Here is a 17,696-nt window from a genome sequence, read left to right as displayed (position 1 = left end):
GAGTTAAAAGATCAATGAATAGCATACAGAGAAGGAATAAAGTTTCAACTCTTTAGAATAAAATTATTTCAAAGATTCTTTGCGATCAGATAAAAATTATTCTTTCATAAAAACTAAATAAAAAATGATGAAAGAAGGTGCAAGAAACATCACTCTCATGGGAAAAAAATCTATAGAATAAATGAGACATCAATAGATTATGAAGGTTTGATCAATACATGCTTTTTCTTACCAAAAGAAAGTTTAATAATTCCTGCTGCTGTGACATCTTTTTCAATAATAAGGTATGTTTCATCCTTTATGATTTGATCATTAACACGTATCCCTCCACCTTGAATATGGCGGCGTGCCTCACTGTTTGATTTTGCAAGTCCTGCTTTCACTAAAAGAGAGAGTAAACCAGCACCTGTTTTTAATTCTATTGCGTTCATTTCAACTGTTGGAAGATTTTCTCCAAGTGTTTTTTCTTCAAATGTTTTGCGGGCAGTTTCTGCGGCTGCTTCGGCAAGAGCCCTCCCATGCAACATTGCGGTAATTTCTGTTGCAAGAATTTTTTTTGCTTCGTTAATTTCAGTCCCTTGTAAGAGAGAAAGTTTGAGAATCTCATCCATGGGTAATGTGGTATAGAGCTTTAAAAATCGTGTTACATCAGCGTCTTCTGTATTGCGCCAATATTGCCAAAATTGATAAGGTGAAAGCATATCAGCATTAAGCCACACAGCACCATTCAATGATTTGCCCATTTTGGCACCGGAAGAGGTGGTCAGCAATGGTGATGTTAATGCATATAATTGTGGTGTTCCTAAACGATGCCCTAATTCGATTCCGTTAATAATATTGCCCCATTGATCAGAGCCTCCCATTTGCATACGCAGACCGTAACGTTTATAAAGTTCAACAAAGTCATAAGCTTGCAAAATCATATAATTAAACTCTAAGAAGGACAAAGAGTGTTCACGCTCAAGTCTGAGTTTAACAGAATCAAATGACAACATACGGTTGACAGAAAAATGTTTTCCTACATCACGCAAAAATTCTAAGTAGTTTAAATTGCACAACCATTCAGCATTATTCACAATACAAGCATCGGTTTCTCGATCACCGAATGTGAGATAATTAGCAAATACCTTTTTAATACCATCAATATTGGCGGCAATATCATCTTGTGTTAGAAGCCGTCGTGCTTCATCTTTAAAGGAAGGATCACCGATCAATCCTGTCCCTCCGCCCATCAAAGCAATAGGGCGATGTCCCGTTTTTTGTAACCAATAAAGCATCATAATCTGAAGAAGACTTCCAGCATGTAAGCTTGATGCTGTTGGGTCAAATCCAGTATAAGCGCTTACAGTTTCTTTTGAAAAAAGATCATCTAAGCCTTTTTCATCCGAAATTTGGTGGATAAAACCACGTTCGCTCATAATGTGTAAAAAATCAGATTTAAAGGCAAACACAGAGTCTATTTCCTAATTTAAGAGGGCAATCATTTTATATAATAGATGATTATATAATGGATCATTTATGCTTTATCTACCATAAATGACATATATCACAAGAGAAGCAGAAATATTGATAATAAAGGTAATAATTACGGGTATCATTCCCTTTTTACACCTTAAAAGGCACTTTACTAAAAACAGGTAAATAAAAAAGGACGCTTTTTATCCTTATTTCTCTCCTAAAATAAAATTTAGAAAAATCGCAAATATAATTCGAAAAAGATCACTTCATTATGGTCAAAGATGGTTTTTAATGTTTTTTTTATAAATCTATTGTGTTTTCCTAAGTGAGAGAAAGTATTTCAGGAGGAGGAGCGAGAAATTCATTGCTGATATGATTATCCAAATAGTGGGCACATCGTTCAATAAGTTCTTCATGGCATCCACTAAAAAAGTGATTAGCTCCTTCTAGTATTTCTTGTGTGATGATAATACCTTTTTGTGTTTTCAATTTATCAACAAGCACTTGAACGTCTTTTGGGGGGGCAACTTTATCGATAGCACCATGAATGATAAGCCCAGAGGAGGGACAAGGTGCAAGAAATGAAAAGTCATAAACATTAGGTTGAGGAGCAACAGAGATAAATCCCTCAATTTCCGGTCGACGCATTAAAAGCTGCATGCCAATCCATGCTCCAAATGAATATCCTGCTACCCAGCAATTTTTAGAGTCTGGATGTTGTGTTTGCACCCAATCGAGAGCCGCAGCAGCATCTGAAAGTTCTCCTATTCCATAATCAAACTCCCCTTGACTGCGACCAATACCACGAAAGTTAAAACGCAGAGTTGTAAAGCCACGTTGTTGGAACATGTAAAAGAGATCATAGACAATTTTATGATTCATCGTTCCACCAAATTGAGGGTGAGGATGCAAAATGATTGCAATGGGCGCATTTTTTTGTTGGGAGGGTTGATAACGCCCTTCGAGCCGACCCGCGGGACCGTTAAAAATAATTTCTGGCATAAAATGCTCCTTAAATGCTATAAAAGGCTCTCATTGACCTTGGTCGACTTTTACCATAGAATCTCTTAAATAATCATTAGATATTCTTTTTTAAGTGCACTTTTCAAGAAAATTGCGCTATTTTTTTTATCAATTCATAAGATTAATGATTGCGATGTAAAATGGTTATAAAACGCCGATATTTTGATCATAACGCAACAACGCCACTCAAGAAAATAGCGCGGATAGCGTTACTGGAATCTTTAGAGGTATTTGGTAATCCATCATCCGTTCATAGGGAAGGGCGCGCTGCTAAAACTTTATTGCAAAAGGCGCGTCGACAAATCGCTGAAAGTCTTAAAACTGATCCAGATAACGTTGTCTTTACTTCTGGTGCGAGTGAAGCAGCAATGACTTTGTTAACACCCTTTTACACGATGGGGAATGCAAAGGTTCAATTTTCTCATCTTTACCTTGGAGCGACTGAACACCCTTCTGTTGCAGAGGGAGGGCGTTTCTCTCAAGAATTGATAAGTGTCATTGCTGTTGATCAAGATGGGCTTATTCAACAGGATAAATTAGCATCACTCTTAAGGGCTCATGATAAAACAAAAGGTTTACCTCTTGTTGCTATTCAAGCAGCAAATAGTGAAACGGGTGTTATTCAACCGTTAAAAGAAATAGCGGCTATTGTTCGTGGGTTAGGCGGTATCCTTATTGTTGATTTATCACAATATATCGATAAAAATTTTGTTGATATTAATCAGCTAGGAGGAGACTTTTTTATACTCTCTGCACATAAAGTTGGTGGTCCTAAAGGCGTTGGTGCTTTTGTTTCATGTGGCAATCTCCTCATGCCTCATCCTCTTATTATCGGAGGGGGACAAGAAAAAGGCTTACGTGGAGGAACAGAAGCATTGCCTCTTATTGCTGCTTTTGGAGCAGCGATAGCTGATTGTCTCACACAGGAAGAAATAAAACTATTGCTATATTTACGTAATAAATTAGAAGATGGACTCCAAAAAATAAGCCCAAATATTGAAATTTTTGGCAAAAGAGTTCAACGTTTGCCAAATACAACTTACTTTACCGTGAAAAATATAAAAGCTGAAACCATGCAAATTGCTTTTGACTTAGAAGGTTTTTCAGTATCATCTGGTTCTGCTTGTTCTTCGGGAAAAGTAAAACAAAGCAAAGTGCTGGAAGCAATGGGATATCATGTTCCAAACGGTGCCATTCGTATTTCACTGGGACGTGATACAACCTCTGAAGATATTGATGATTTTTTATCATTTTTTGCTCAAATGATAAGCAAGAAAAAAGGTTAAAATTAGAATTATTTTAAAAATAAAATAACTTTGATTGAAATTTTAGCACTTTGCCTATAGCCTAGGAAATAACCTACTTAATTTTAATCTTGTAAAACAAGACTTTTAGTTACCGGTTTTTGATGCCAAAAGATGGAGAAAACTTATGCCGGCCGTACAAGAAACGATACGCCAAGTCCGTGAAATAGATGTTGATCAATATAAATATGGCTTTGAAACGAAAATTAAAACGGATAAAGCGCCGAAAGGTTTGAATGAAGATATTATCAAATTTATTTCAGCTAAAAAAAATGAGCCTGAATGGATGCTAACATGGCGCTTACAAGCTTACCGTCGTTGGCTGACAATGCAAGAGCCTCATTGGGCGCGTCTTGAATATCCTAAAATTGATTTTCAGGAGCTTTATTATTATGCTGCTCCTAAAAATCATACGGGACCAAAATCTTTAGATGAAGTGGATCCTGAGTTATTAGCAACATACGAAAAACTTGGCATTCCTCTTAAAGAACAAGAGATTTTAGCAGGGGTAAGAAAACAGTCTGATCCCTCTACGTTTGATGACAGTGTGTCTGTATCGGGGCAGGTGGCTGTTGATGCGGTCTTTGATTCTGTTTCGGTTGTGACAACATTTAAAAAAGAGCTGGCGCGTGCCGGTGTAATTTTTTGTTCTATCTCAGAGGCGATTATTGAACATCCTGAGCTTATTAAAGAATATTTGGGAACAGTTGTACCAGTGGGAGATAATTATTATGCGGCCTTAAATGCAGCTGTTTTTACAGATGGCTCATTTGTCTATATTCCCAAAGGGGTTCGTTGTCCTATGGAGCTTTCAACTTACTTTAGAATTAATGAGCGCAATACAGGGCAGTTTGAGCGAACATTGATTATTGCTGCTGAAGATTCCTATGTTTCTTATCTTGAAGGATGTACGGCTCCTCAACGTGATGAAAACCAACTTCATGCTGCTGTCGTTGAGCTTATTGCCCTTGAAAATGCAGAAATTAAATATTCTACAGTGCAAAATTGGTACCCTGGCGATAAAGATGGAAAGGGTGGTATTTATAATTTTGTGACGAAGCGTGGAGATTGTCGAGGACATAACTCTAAAATTTCCTGGACACAGGTTGAGACTGGTTCTGCGATTACTTGGAAATATCCATCCTGTTTATTGCGTGGAGATAACGCGCGTGGAGAGTTTTATTCTATCGCTGTTGCAAACGGTCATCAACAAATTGATTCCGGTACAAAAATGATTCATTTAGGAAAAAATACCTCCAGTCGTATTATTTCCAAAGGCATTTCTGCTGGTTTTTCAAATAACACTTATCGAGGGCAAGTCACAGCCCATCGAAAAGCACAAAATGCGCGTAACTTTACACAATGTGATAGTTTGTTAATCGGGAATGATTGTGGAGCACATACAGTGCCTTATATTGAAGCAAAAAATGCAACAGCTCAATTTGAACATGAAGCCACCACATCAAAAATTTCTGATGATCAACTTTTTTATGTTATGCAGAGAGGAATTCCCGAGGAAGAGGCAATTGCATTAATTGTCAATGGTTTTGTAAAAGAAGTTATTCAAAAACTTCCCATGGAGTTTGCTGTCGAGGCACAAAAACTTATTGGTATTAGCCTTGAGGGGAGTGTTGGATAATTCTATTTTTGGATAATTCTATTTAATGAGATAAATCGAAGATAAGGCTGTAATAGTAGAAAATAATGTAAAAAAACAACTTCTATGGTGATTACAAAAGGAGATGGGTGCTAGGAAAGATAGTACGCATTGATATCTGAAAAAACAGCCAGAACAGGATTAAATGATGTTAGAGATAAAAAATTTACGCGCCCGTATTGCTGGGACCGATACAGAAGTTATTCGTGGTTTAAACTTGACGGTTCAAGATGGAGAAGTTGCCGCGATCATGGGACAAAATGGTGCCGGAAAATCAACTTTATCTTATTTACTTGCTGGTCGTGATGATTATGAAGTAACAGAAGGCGATATTCTCTATAATGGACAATCACTTTTAGAAATGGATCCAGCGGAACGTGCTGCATATGGTATTTTTCTTGCATTTCAATATCCAATGGAAATACCAGGGGTAGCAACAATGGAATTTTTAAAAGTTGCGATGAATTCTCAACGCAAAGCGCGAGGGAGTGAAGAGCTTAAAATTCCTGAATTTATAAGATATGTTAAAGAGGTTTCAGCCAAGCTTGAAATAGATATGGACATGCTAAAACGTCCATTAAATGTAGGTTTTTCAGGGGGAGAAAAGAAACGTGCTGAAATTTTACAAATGGCACTTCTTGAACCTAAACTGTGCATTTTAGATGAAACTGATTCTGGTTTAGATATTGATGCATTAAAAATTGTTGCCGATGGTGTTAATAAACTTCGAGATTCAAAACGTTCATTTTTGGTGATTACCCATTATCAACGGCTGCTTAATTATATTATTCCTGATACGGTACATGTTCTCTATAAAGGACGAATTATTAAAAGCGGAGATAAATCTTTAGCGCTTTATTTAGAGCAAAATGGGTACGCCGATCTTATTAGGGAAGCGGTTTGAGGGCATTATGAAAACACAGCAAAATTTGTTAGCGGTTGAAGAAGATATACTTAGTAATTTTAATCAGTATATCAATGACCTACCGGGTAGTAAAGTCGTGTGGGAAATCCGCAAGAAAGCTATTGATCAGTTTCAAACGACACGTCTTCCTTCTCGTAAAATCGAAAATTGGCATTATACCAATTTACGCACATTACTGAAGTCTGTGAGCAATTTTTCAAAAGACCAAGACAATCAATCGGTCGATGCATTACTTTCAGAAAGCGCTGTTTTTTCCATGAACAATGGAAAAGTAGCAACGCGGTCAAAGATAGACAAGATTGCAGTAAAACGCCTTTCAGATGCATTAGAAGACAATTCTGTATCGATAGATCAAAATATTTCTGATGAGGACTTTATTGGGCAATTAAATACAACTTTCGTTACAGATGGCTGGCTTTTTCACATTCCTGAAAATACAAAGTTAAATAGACCCATTGAATTACAAAATATACAAATGGGAGGACAATCTCATACTTTTTCAGACATAAAAGTTGATAAAAATAGTCAAGTTATGTTTGTTGAACATCAGGTTGGCAATGATCAAGATACTTTTGTCAGTTCAGTGTTTTCATTGAATATTGCCGCTCATAGTGATGTTACTTGGATTCTTGTTCGCAATCGTGGTTTTAATTCTACGCAGTTTGGTCGATTGCGTGCTGTTCTCGCTCAAGGAGCAAAATTATCACTTTATGTCATTAATATAGGGAGTCAACTCAATCGTCAGGAAGTCGATGTCGAGTTACAAGGAGAAGCATCTGATTTTCAATTACGCGTTATAAATTTATTATCAGGACAAACACATAGTGATCTTACAATGACTGTTAGTCACGTAGAAGAAAATTCAACATCAACTGAAATTATACGCAATGTGGTTACAGATAAGGCTGTGGGTGTTTTTCAAGGGATCATACGTGTTGCTCAAAAAGCGCAAAAAACAGATGCACGCATGGCTTGCAATAGCCTTATCCTTTCGGATGATGCAGAATTTAATGCAAAGCCTGAATTGGAGATTTTTGCTGATGATGTTGCATGCGGTCATGGCGCAACAGTTGCGAATATTAATCATGATTATCTTTTCTATCTCATGGCACGCGGTATCCCCTTTAAAACGGCTCGTGCTCTTTTGATTAAAGGGTTTATTGCCGAGCTTATTGATGACATTAAGCAAGATAATATCCAGACTGTTTTGGAAAATATCATTGGTCAATGGCTTGAAAAAAATGTTTAAGAGAGAAAAAATGGAAAATGACGTAAAAACGTTCAATTATAATGTCGACGAAATTCGACGTGATTTTCCTCTTTTGCATCATCAAGTTTATGGAAAGCGATTAGCATATCTTGATAGTGGTGCTTCTGCTCAAAAACCGCAATCAGTACTCAATGCAATGAATAATTATTATCACCATTATTACGCCAATGTGCATAGGGGAATGTATTTTTTAGCCAATACAGCAACGCAATATTATGAAAATTCTCGTGAAACTGTTCGCCTTTTTCTAAATGCTCAAAAAGCTGAGGAAATTGTTTTTACGAAAAATGCAACGGAAGCGATTAATACGGTTGCTTATGGTTGGGCTATGCCCAAACTCAAGGAAGGTGATGAGATTGTTCTAACAATCATGGAACATCATGCAAATATTATTCCTTGGCACTTTTTGCGTGAACAAAAAGGGGTGAAGCTTATTTTTGTTCCTGTTGATGAAAATGGTGTTCTGCATATTGAGGATTTTCAAAAGGCTTTAAGTGAAAAAACGCGGCTTGTCGCTATAACGCATATGTCTAATATATTAGGGACTGTGCCTCCTGTTAAGGAGATGATTAAGCAAGCACATCAAAATTCTATTCCTGTTCTTGTTGATGGTTCTCAAGGAGCAATACATTTAACTGTTGATGTACAAGATCTTGATTGTGATTGGTATGTCTTTACGGGACATAAGCTTTATGGTCCTACTGGTGTTGGTGTTCTTTATGGTAAAGAATATCGTCTAGAGGAAATGCATCCTTTTCAAGGGGGAGGTGAAATGATCGAGGAGGTAACAACCGATAAGGTTCTTTATAATGCTCCTCCTTATCGTTTTGAAGCAGGTACACCTCCTATCGTTGAAGCTATTGGATTAGCTGCGGCTATTGACTATATACAAGAGAGAGGTCTCAGTACAATTCATGCCCATGAAATGTCTCTTTCAGCTTATGCGCATGAAAAGCTTCAAACAGTTGAATCATTGCGTATTTATGGTCGCTCTCCCAATAAAGGAGCGATTATATCATTTGCAATTGAAGGTATTCATGCTCATGACATCGCTATGTTTATTGATAGAAAAGGGGTTGCAATCCGTGCGGGAACTCATTGTGCACAGCCTTTATTACAACGCTTTGGTTTAACATCTATTTGTCGTGCATCATTGGCTATGTATAATACTCAAGAAGATATAGATCAGTTGGTCAAAGCATTGAAAGAAACAAGGACATTTTTTAATGGGTGAGTTAATAGAAGAGCGCCATTCTACAGAATCTGCTAAAACTGTAAGCGAAAATAAAAAATCTTACATATCAGCAATTCCCGCAGAAGAAATTGATCGTATGACGAATGATATTATTGCTGCTCTTAAAACAGTTTATGATCCAGAGATTCCTGCTGATATTTATGAGCTAGGACTAATTTACCGTATTGATATTGAAGATGATCGTTCAGTAAAAATTGAAATGACTCTTACAGCGCCAGGCTGTCCTGTTGCCGGTGAAATGCCAGGATGGGTGGAAAATGCTGTCAGTGCCGTTGAAGGGGTTTCGCATGTTGAAGTCACTATGACTTTTGATCCACCGTGGACACCTGAGTGTATGTCAGAAGAAGCGCAAATTGCTGTCGGATGGTATTAAAATACTGTTCGTAAGTACACCGTTTTTGCAAACAGTTGGATTTAAAAACGATCACATGCATTGTAATAAACCAAAATTAGAACTTACCTGGATTGGAAAAGAAAAACGCCCCAAACTGGAGCCTCGTATCTTATTAGAAGATCTTGAAAAGTCTTATCATGCCTCGCATCAAATATCATCTCAAGATATTTTTGATAATAAACTTATTTTTGGTGATAATTTGCTCGCACTCAAAGCACTTGAGCAAGAATATACAGGAAAAGTAAAATGTATCTATATCGATCCACCTTATAATACAGGCAATGCCTTTGAACATTATGAAGACGGTTTAGAGCACTCCATATGGCTTAGCCTTATGAGAGACAGGTTAGAATTACTCCATCGTTTACTTGCAGTTGATGGGAGTATTTGGATATCGATTGATGATAATGAACAAGCCTATCTTAAAGTGATGATGGATGAAATTTTTGGTCGCCAAAATTTCATCAACAATATTATTTGGCAAAAAAAGTATGCTCCACAAAATGATACAAAATGGCTTTCCGATAACCATGATTTTATAATGGTTTATGCTAAAGATAAAACAATTTGGCGCCCTTACTTACTTCCTCGTTCAACAGATATGGATGCACGCTATAAAAATCCTGATAATGATCTACGTGGCCCTTGGAAATCAGATAATTTATCTGCTAAAAGAGTAACACCTAAGGATATTTATGAAATCACAACACCTTCTGGACGCAAAGTTATGCCTCCTCATGGTAGAAGTTGGGCTATAAGTGAAAAAAAATTCTCTGAATTATTGAAAGATAATCGCATTTGGTTTGGTCCAACAGGAAGCAATGTTCCATCATTAAAGCGTTTTTTATCAGAAGTAAAAAACGGTATGGTTTCAATGACCATTTGGCCCTATACGGAAGTCGGTCACAATCAAGATGCTAAAAGGGAAGTCAAAGTTTTTAATTCTAATGATGTCTTTACAACTCCCAAACCTGAACGGTTAATAGAACGCATCATACAACTTGCAACTAATCCCGGTGATCTTGTCTTAGATTCCTTTGCAGGTTCTGGCACGACTGGTGCTGTTGCTCATAAGATGGGACGCAAGTGGATTATGATTGAACTTGGTGAACATTGTCATACCCATATTATTCCTCGTTTAAAACAGGTAATCGATGGAACGGATCAAGGAGGAATTTCCCAAAGTGTCAATTGGCAAGGTGGTGGTGGATTCCGTTATTATCGTCTTGCACCTTCTCTGTTAGAAAAAGATCCATGGGGACAATGGATTATTAGTCGCAAATATAATGCTGCAATGCTTTCAGAAGCAATGTGTAAACATATGGGATTTACCTATGCGCCAGATGAAAATCATTATTGGATGCAAGGCTATTCAACCGAAACAGATTATATTTATGTAACAACAAGTGCTATGACCCATGACCAACTCCGTCTTATGAGCAAAGAGGTAGGTTCCCATCGCACATTGCTGATTTGTTGTACCGCCTTTGATGCAAAAGAAATATTCTTTGAGAATTTGACACTGACCAAAATTCCCCGTGCAATATTGGAAAAATGTGAATGGGGGAGGGATAATTACAGTTTAAATATAGCCAATCTTGAACCAATGGTTGTGGTAAAAGAGAGCAACAAAGATATAGATAATGCGCAAGCAGAATTAGATTTATTTGAATAATATATAAACGAGGTAGGTTAGGAATGAGCCGTAATAAACCAAAATTAGAACTTACCTGGATTGGAAAAGAAAAACGCCCCAAACTGGAGCCTCGTATCTTATTAGAAGATCTTGAAAAGTCTTATCATGCCTCGCATCAAATATCATCTCAAGATATTTTTGATAATAAACTTATTTTTGGTGATAATTTGCTCGCACTCAAAGCACTTGAGCAAGAATATACAGGAAAAGTAAAATGTATCTATATCGATCCACCTTATAATACAGGCAATGCCTTTGAACATTATGAAGACGGTTTAGAGCACTCCATATGGCTTAGCCTTATGAGAGACAGGTTAGAATTACTCCATCGTTTACTTGCAGTTGATGGGAGTATTTGGATATCGATTGATGATAATGAACAAGCCTATCTTAAAGTGATGATGGATGAAATTTTTGGTCGCCAAAATTTCATCAACAATATTATTTGGCAAAAAAAGTATGCTCCACAAAATGATACAAAATGGCTTTCCGATAACCATGATTTTATAATGGTTTATGCTAAAGATAAAACAATTTGGCGCCCTTACTTACTTCCTCGTTCAACAGATATGGATGCACGCTATAAAAATCCTGATAATGATCTACGTGGCCCTTGGAAATCAGATAATTTATCTGCTAAAAGAGTAACACCTAAGGATATTTATGAAATCACAACACCTTCTGGACGCAAAGTTATGCCTCCTCATGGTAGAAGTTGGGCTATAAGTGAAAAAAAATTCTCTGAATTATTGAAAGATAATCGCATTTGGTTTGGTCCAACAGGAAGCAATGTTCCATCATTAAAGCGTTTTTTATCAGAAGTAAAAAACGGTATGGTTTCAATGACCATTTGGCCCTATACGGAAGTCGGTCACAATCAAGATGCTAAAAGGGAAGTCAAAGTTTTTAATTCTAATGATGTCTTTACAACTCCCAAACCTGAACGGTTAATAGAACGCATCATACAACTTGCAACTAATCCCGGTGATCTTGTCTTAGATTCCTTTGCAGGTTCTGGCACGACTGGTGCTGTTGCTCATAAGATGGGACGCAAGTGGATTATGATTGAACTTGGTGAACATTGTCATACCCATATTATTCCTCGTTTAAAACAGGTAATCGATGGAACGGATCAAGGAGGAATTTCCCAAAGTGTCAATTGGCAAGGTGGTGGTGGATTCCGTTATTATCGTCTTGCACCTTCTCTGTTAGAAAAAGATCCATGGGGACAATGGATTATTAGTCGCAAATATAATGCTGCAATGCTTTCAGAAGCGATGTGTAAACTTATGGGATTTACCTATGCGCCAGATGAAAATCATTATTGGATGCAAGGCTATTCAACCGAAGCAGATTATATTTATGTAACAACAAGTGCTATGACCCATGAACAACTCCGTCTTATGAGCGAAGAGGTAGGTTCCCATCGCACATTGCTGATTTGTTGTACCGCCTTTGATGCAAAAGAAACATCCTTTGAGAATTTGACACTGACCAAAATTCCCCGTGCAATATTGGAAAAATGTGAATGGGGGAGGGATGATTACAGTTTAAATATAGCCAATCTTGAACCGATGGTTGTGGTAAAAGAAAGCAACAAAGATAAAGATAATGCGCAAGCAGAATTAGATTTATTTGAATAATATATAAAAAACGGAGTTTCTCATGAACACTGTTGAAAAAAGGATTTCTGCTCGCCTGTCCTTGCGTGATCCTCAGCGTGAATCTTTAAATATTTTGGTAAACATCTTAGAAAAATTAGAACTTTCTAAAAATGCTGATTTGGTTACAGAATTAGAAGTGATAAAAAATCTTTATCCTTCTGTACAAGATTTTGAACGAAACTTTCCTTCTTTTTGTTTTGCCTTAGCAACGGGTGTTGGGAAAACACGACTTATGGGCGCTTTTATCAGCTATCTTTATTTAACAGGTCGTAGTCGTCATTTTTTTGTATTGGCGCCAAATTTGACTATTTATGAAAAATTAAAACAGGATTTTAGTCCACAAAGTTCAAAGTATGTTTTCAATGGAATAAGTGAATTCATTGCAAATAGACCCGTTATTATTACGGGTGAAGACTATGAAACTGGTAAAGGTATTCGTGCTGATGAACACCATTATCATGGACAACAGCGTTTGTTTGAAAATAGGGATACAGCCTTTATCAATATTTTTAATATTTCTAAAATTAATACAACGGATAATAAAAAAGGTGCACTAAAATCTAGTGTTCCGCGCATTAAACGCTTACAAGAATCGATTGGTGAAAGTTATTTTGATTATCTCGTAAATCTTCCTGATTTAGTTTTGTTAATGGATGAAGCACATCGTTATCGTGCTTCTGCTGGTGCATCGGCAATTAATGAATTAAAACCTATATTAGGAATAGAGCTTACAGCAACACCCAAAACAATAGGGGTAAAACCTGTAAATTTTAAAAATGTTGTTTATCATTATTCACTTGCAGAAGCTATGAGGGATGGTTTTGTAAAAGAGCCTGCGGTTGCTACACGTAAAGACTTTCAGCCTCAAAATTATACATCTGAGCAATTAGAATATATTAAATTACAAGATGCGATTCATGCCCATGAAAAAGTGAAAGCAGATTTAATTACCTATGCGAAGGATTATAACAAAAAGTTCATTAAGCCTTTTATTTTAGTTGTCGCTCAAGATACAAATCATGCACAGCAATTGCGGGATTTTTTGGAATCAAAAGATTTTTTTTCAGGGGCTTATCAAGGAAAAGTTTTAGAAATTCATACAAAACAGTCAAATATAGAAGAAGATCAAAATATTCAAAAGCTTATTGCGATTGAAGATCCTCATGAACCAACAGAAATTGTTATTCACGTTAATAAATTAAAGGAGGGGTGGGATGTTACTAATCTCTATACTATTGTACCATTGCGTGCATCTGCGTCAGAAATTTTAACAGAGCAAACTATTGGGCGTGGATTGCGTTTGCCTTATGGATGTAGGACGGGTGTAGAAGCTATTGATCGTTTAACAATTATTGCGCATGATCGTTTTCAAGATATTATTGATCGTGCAAACGATCTAAACTCCATTATAAAAAAGCATATTGAAATTGGAACAGGGGGGGATATACCCTCTGAAAAGATAAATATAGTGACGGTCCCAAGTCAAGCAGAATCTTTATTGATACAAACAGTGGTAACGCGCCATTCTGATATAAAGGAAGCATCTGATTTACAAAATATCATGTTACGGAATATAAATTCCCCTATATTAACGCCTGAAGAGCAAGAAATTGCTGCTATCGCGTGGAATATTATTAAAGAGAATGATAATTTACCAAATTCTCAAATGCTTTTTTCTGCGCCGATACAAGAAAAAATAAGCAATAGAATTATGAACACCATGCCGCTAGCACAAGAGTCTCTTGTGTCAAAAGTGGTTACAATTATGACAAAACAATTATCAGAATTGATCATAGATATTCCCAATATTGTACTTATTCCTTCGCGTGAGGTTACTTATGGTTTTTCTGATTTTGATTTGAAAAATTTAGAAAGCTTAAATTTGCGACCTGTTAGTAAAGAGCTTTTAATTCGAGAGTTGCGGACACATAAAAGCATTTTTCTCACTTCTAAGAATGAATATGTTAAAGAGCCTCATCTTGAAAATTATATCATTCGTGGTTTAATTGATAATGACTTTATCGATTATGATAGCCATACACTGTTATTACGAAAATTGGCTGGTCAGATGGTCGAGCATTTCCGATCTTATTTACCCAATGATACGGCTGTTGAGAATGTATTAATTCACTATCAGCATAAACTTAATAATTTTATTGTTGCACAATTAAGAGAACATCAATGGGAAACGCAAAAAAATTATGAAGTTAAAGTGACACGAGGTTTTACAACTTTAACACCTATCCATTATGTATTGCCACAAGGGACATCTCCTGTTGATTTTCGGAGTATTCCCGCCATTAAAAGCGATATTAAAAAACTTGTATTCAGCGGCTTTAGAAAATGCTGTTACCCTTTGCAAAAGTTTGATTCAGTAGAAGGGGAATTACGGTTTGCTCAAATATTAGAGGATGATGCACAAGTATTGAAATGGATGAAACCCGCGCGGGGTTTTTTCAAGATCGAATATGATAAAGGATCAACTTATGAACCTGACTTTGTAGTAGAAACGAAAGATGCTAAATATCTTTGTGAGCCTAAAAAAGCCTCTGAAATACAAAATGCTATTGTTTTAAAAAAGAGAGAAGCTGCAGTTCAATGGTGTTGTTATGCAACGCGCTATGCGGCTACTTATGGCAGTAAAAAATGGCATTATGTGCTTATCCCTCATGATGCTATTAAAGCAAATAGTAGTTTTGAAGGTTTATGCGCAGAATTTACCATTTCAGAATCTATACTCGAGAGCTCATAACTTTTTGTTTCAAAAATAAAACACATAAGTTTTTAGTTGACGAATGTGAAGCTTAATCAAATGTTTGGATATTATTTTTTTCTAACTACATAAAAGTAAAAGAAAAAATGTTTAGAAAAATTATACAAGATTAGGCTTTTTATGGGGATTTACTGCTTATTTACAACTTTTGATAAAAATACAATCTTATCTTCTTTATATGAAAAAAATCTTTAAGTTTATAGTTATGTCTTTTGAAAAATCTGAATATAATGGGATATATCAGAGGATAAAAGGAAATAATTTTACGTATGACTTTGAATTTAACAAACACTGTTTTTAATTTTTTAAAGAAAAATCCGACAAAAAAATTTACGGCTCGAGAAATTGCACAATGGATATTTGAAAATTATCCGGAAAAATGCCGTCAAAAACAAAAGCGTTCAACGGCAACAATCACTCCTCTTAAGAATGATACAGCTCTTATTCAGCAAATTGTCGCTGAAATAGGATCTCAGCGACCTCAGTTACAAAAGCGTTATCCAGAAATTAAAACCACTGAAGGACGGCCACGGCAGTATTATTTTACAAAACAAACAGATAGTGCTGAAATTGATGCAGTAGAGGAGAATACAGAGAGTAGGACAGAAGATGGCTCTATTAAAGAGCATGATCTTTATCCATTATTATCTAAATTTTTATGGTCAGAGCTTGCAGTTTATAGCAAGCGCATTAATGAGAAATGTTCTCGTAATAAACATGGTGCTGGCGGGAATAAATGGCTTTATCCAGACCTCGTAGGAATACAAGATTTAAGTAAAGAATGGAATCGTGAAATCAAGGATTGCATTTTACAATATTTTGATAAAAAAACAAAGCTTTGGTCTTTTGAAGTTAAAATTCTCATCAATCGTTCAAATTTACGAAAAGCATTTTTTCAAACTGTAAGCAATTCTTCATGGGCTAATTTTAGTTATTTAGTTGCGAGTGAAGTTGAAGGTGTTGATACATTAAAAGAGCTTCGGATGCTTTCAAGCTTACATGGAATTGGATTTATAAGACTTGACAAGGAAAATGCTTCCGAGAGTGAGATCATAATTCCTGCTAAAGAACGGAGAGATATTGATTGGGATATTGCTAATAGATTAGTGGAGGAAAACAAAGATTTTCTTCATTATATTAAGCTCATTCGTCAATTTTATCAAACCGGTGAGATGCGTCCATCTGATTGGGATCATATGGGGCCATGAAGGTTATTTAAAAAGGACTTTATCGTTTAAAAGTTCTTTTTCAGAGTGATAAATAATTACTATCATTGTTTTGCTTGAATAATTATATTGATTTGTGATGATAATTAGTCTCATTTAACTTAAATGAGAGATTAGAATATTGTAACATTCGATCATTTTAAAGCATTTTATATTGATATTGAATCAATCAAAACTTTTGCGTACGCATCACGTAGGAGTGAATAAATTCTATTTTATACCTGTTCTATTGTGTATATAAGGTATAATTTCATTATATATTAGACTTAATGAATATAATTTATAAAAATATACTATTGTAGAGAGTTAAATTCAATTTTCTTGCGTTATTTACTTCAATCGTTAAAAATATATTGTTTTCTCATATTGAAGTTTTCTTAGAAAGAATTTATAGTACTATTCTATTGGCTCCGATTGCTGTTCGTCTTGATTATCGTTAAGTGCTTTATCATCTATATTAAACATTTAAAAAGAAATATGAACTTTATAAAATATTTCCATAGGTTATTTAATCTCTTTTTATAAAGGGGAGTTACAATATAACTTACCATAATATTCTTTTATTTATTCAATAACGCCGCACGCCAAACGTGCACCACCTCCACCAAGCGGTAACGGCCTATCTGATTGATTATCTCCCCCTAAATGAATCATTAATGAGCGCCCTGTAATTTCAGAGATTTTTTTCAATCGTGGAGCAAGAACGCTCATCGTGGCATATTCTTGTTTATCAACATAAAGTGGTGGTAAATCACCAAGATGACCATCGACATTATAAGGTCCTAAATGTTTTCCACTATGTTCAGGATCATAATGTCCTCCTGCGCTTCCACCAATTACGCCATCTTTTGTATCACATGAAGGATTTTCATGTACATGAAAACCATGCATTCCTTGTGGTAAAGTCGATAAATTAGGGACGAAAATCAAACCGTATGTGTTTTCTTCAATTTTAATGCTACCAATAGCCTTTTTTGAATTACTATCTTCTAATTTATAAATATTCACTGTTGTTGATAGTGCTAATGCAAAGTTTTTATGTATTATAAAT

The 17,696-nt window shown here is 35.8% G+C and carries 13 protein-coding genes; 10 read left to right on the top strand and 3 right to left on the bottom strand.

What is annotated here, in order from left to right; all coding sequences use genetic code 11:
* Positions 1-197: 197 nt before the first annotated feature.
* Positions 198-1,451: a tyrosine--tRNA ligase gene (tyrS, locus tag FS875_RS05545; RefSeq protein WP_144754128.1), complete on the bottom strand. Its 1,254-nt coding sequence runs from the start codon at positions 1,449-1,451 to the stop codon at positions 198-200.
* Positions 1,452-1,779: 328 nt separating this feature from the next.
* The gene (locus FS875_RS05540) at positions 1,780-2,460 is read right to left on the bottom strand and encodes an alpha/beta hydrolase (RefSeq protein WP_144754125.1); all 681 of its coding nucleotides are present in this window, start codon (positions 2,458-2,460) and stop codon (positions 1,780-1,782) included.
* Positions 2,461-2,621: 161 nt separating this feature from the next.
* Here FS875_RS05540 and FS875_RS05535 point away from each other — a divergent pair, with 161 nt between their 5' ends.
* From FS875_RS05535 to FS875_RS05490, 10 genes are all read left to right on the top strand, one after another.
* Positions 2,622-3,767, top strand: a complete 1,146-nt coding sequence (locus FS875_RS05535; protein WP_144754122.1) for a cysteine desulfurase family protein — start codon at positions 2,622-2,624, stop codon at positions 3,765-3,767.
* A 145-nt stretch (positions 3,768-3,912) separates the two neighbouring features.
* The gene (gene sufB / locus FS875_RS05530; protein WP_144754119.1) at positions 3,913-5,424 is read left to right on the top strand and encodes a Fe-S cluster assembly protein SufB; all 1,512 of its coding nucleotides are present in this window, start codon (positions 3,913-3,915) and stop codon (positions 5,422-5,424) included.
* 166 nt (positions 5,425-5,590) lie between these two features.
* Entirely contained in the window at positions 5,591-6,346 is a 756-nt protein-coding gene (sufC, locus tag FS875_RS05525; protein WP_144754176.1) for a Fe-S cluster assembly ATPase SufC, read from the top strand.
* A 7-nt stretch (positions 6,347-6,353) separates the two neighbouring features.
* A complete protein-coding gene (gene sufD / locus FS875_RS05520) occupies positions 6,354-7,616 on the top strand; it encodes a Fe-S cluster assembly protein SufD (protein WP_144754173.1) in 1,263 nt (420 codons plus the stop codon).
* Positions 7,617-7,626: 10 nt separating this feature from the next.
* On the top strand, positions 7,627-8,871 hold the full coding sequence (locus FS875_RS05515) for a cysteine desulfurase (protein WP_144754116.1): 1,245 nt from the start codon (positions 7,627-7,629) through the stop codon (positions 8,869-8,871).
* Positions 8,864-9,265: an SUF system Fe-S cluster assembly protein gene (locus tag FS875_RS05510; RefSeq protein WP_144754113.1), complete on the top strand. Its 402-nt coding sequence runs from the start codon at positions 8,864-8,866 to the stop codon at positions 9,263-9,265. Before FS875_RS05515 ends, FS875_RS05510 begins: the two co-directional genes overlap by 8 nt.
* Before the next feature lie 55 nt (positions 9,266-9,320).
* Positions 9,321-10,961: a site-specific DNA-methyltransferase gene (locus FS875_RS05505; protein ID WP_144754109.1), complete on the top strand. Its 1,641-nt coding sequence runs from the start codon at positions 9,321-9,323 to the stop codon at positions 10,959-10,961.
* 23 nt (positions 10,962-10,984) lie between these two features.
* Entirely contained in the window at positions 10,985-12,625 is a 1,641-nt protein-coding gene (locus FS875_RS05500) for a site-specific DNA-methyltransferase (protein WP_144754107.1), read from the top strand.
* A 22-nt stretch (positions 12,626-12,647) separates the two neighbouring features.
* Positions 12,648-15,398 carry a DEAD/DEAH box helicase gene (locus FS875_RS05495; protein ID WP_144754104.1) on the top strand — a complete coding sequence of 917 codons (2,751 nt, stop codon included), beginning with the start codon at positions 12,648-12,650 and terminating at the stop codon, positions 15,396-15,398.
* Positions 15,399-15,688: 290 nt separating this feature from the next.
* Positions 15,689-16,627: a COG2958 family protein gene (locus tag FS875_RS05490; RefSeq protein WP_144754101.1), complete on the top strand. Its 939-nt coding sequence runs from the start codon at positions 15,689-15,691 to the stop codon at positions 16,625-16,627.
* Positions 16,628-17,209: 582 nt separating this feature from the next.
* Here the strand turns inward: FS875_RS05490 and FS875_RS05485 are convergent.
* The gene (locus tag FS875_RS05485; RefSeq protein WP_281282247.1) at positions 17,210-17,692 is read right to left on the bottom strand and encodes a superoxide dismutase family protein; all 483 of its coding nucleotides are present in this window, start codon (positions 17,690-17,692) and stop codon (positions 17,210-17,212) included.
* Positions 17,693-17,696 lie beyond the last annotated feature (4 nt).

Source organism: Bartonella saheliensis (assembly GCF_902162175.1).
The sequence above is the reverse complement of the archived record's forward strand: the minus strand, read 5'-3'. Positions and strand labels throughout refer to the sequence as shown.

What these genes read in the sequence shown, in the direction of transcription:
- FS875_RS05540 (WP_144754125.1), bottom strand. Translation starts at nt 2,460, where the DNA reads ATGCCAGAAATTATTTTTAACGGTCCCGCGGGTCGGCTCGAAGGGCGT.
- FS875_RS05535 (WP_144754122.1), top strand. Translation starts at nt 2,622, where the DNA reads ATGGTTATAAAACGCCGATATTTTGATCATAACGCAACAACGCCACTC.
- sufB (WP_144754119.1), top strand. Translation starts at nt 3,913, where the DNA reads ATGCCGGCCGTACAAGAAACGATACGCCAAGTCCGTGAAATAGATGTT.
- sufC (WP_144754176.1), top strand. Translation starts at nt 5,591, where the DNA reads ATGTTAGAGATAAAAAATTTACGCGCCCGTATTGCTGGGACCGATACA.
- sufD (WP_144754173.1), top strand. Translation starts at nt 6,354, where the DNA reads ATGAAAACACAGCAAAATTTGTTAGCGGTTGAAGAAGATATACTTAGT.
- FS875_RS05515 (WP_144754116.1), top strand. Translation starts at nt 7,627, where the DNA reads ATGGAAAATGACGTAAAAACGTTCAATTATAATGTCGACGAAATTCGA.
- FS875_RS05510 (WP_144754113.1), top strand. Translation starts at nt 8,864, where the DNA reads ATGGGTGAGTTAATAGAAGAGCGCCATTCTACAGAATCTGCTAAAACT.
- FS875_RS05505 (WP_144754109.1), top strand. Translation starts at nt 9,321, where the DNA reads ATGCATTGTAATAAACCAAAATTAGAACTTACCTGGATTGGAAAAGAA.
- FS875_RS05500 (WP_144754107.1), top strand. Translation starts at nt 10,985, where the DNA reads ATGAGCCGTAATAAACCAAAATTAGAACTTACCTGGATTGGAAAAGAA.
- FS875_RS05495 (WP_144754104.1), top strand. Translation starts at nt 12,648, where the DNA reads ATGAACACTGTTGAAAAAAGGATTTCTGCTCGCCTGTCCTTGCGTGAT.
- FS875_RS05490 (WP_144754101.1), top strand. Translation starts at nt 15,689, where the DNA reads ATGACTTTGAATTTAACAAACACTGTTTTTAATTTTTTAAAGAAAAAT.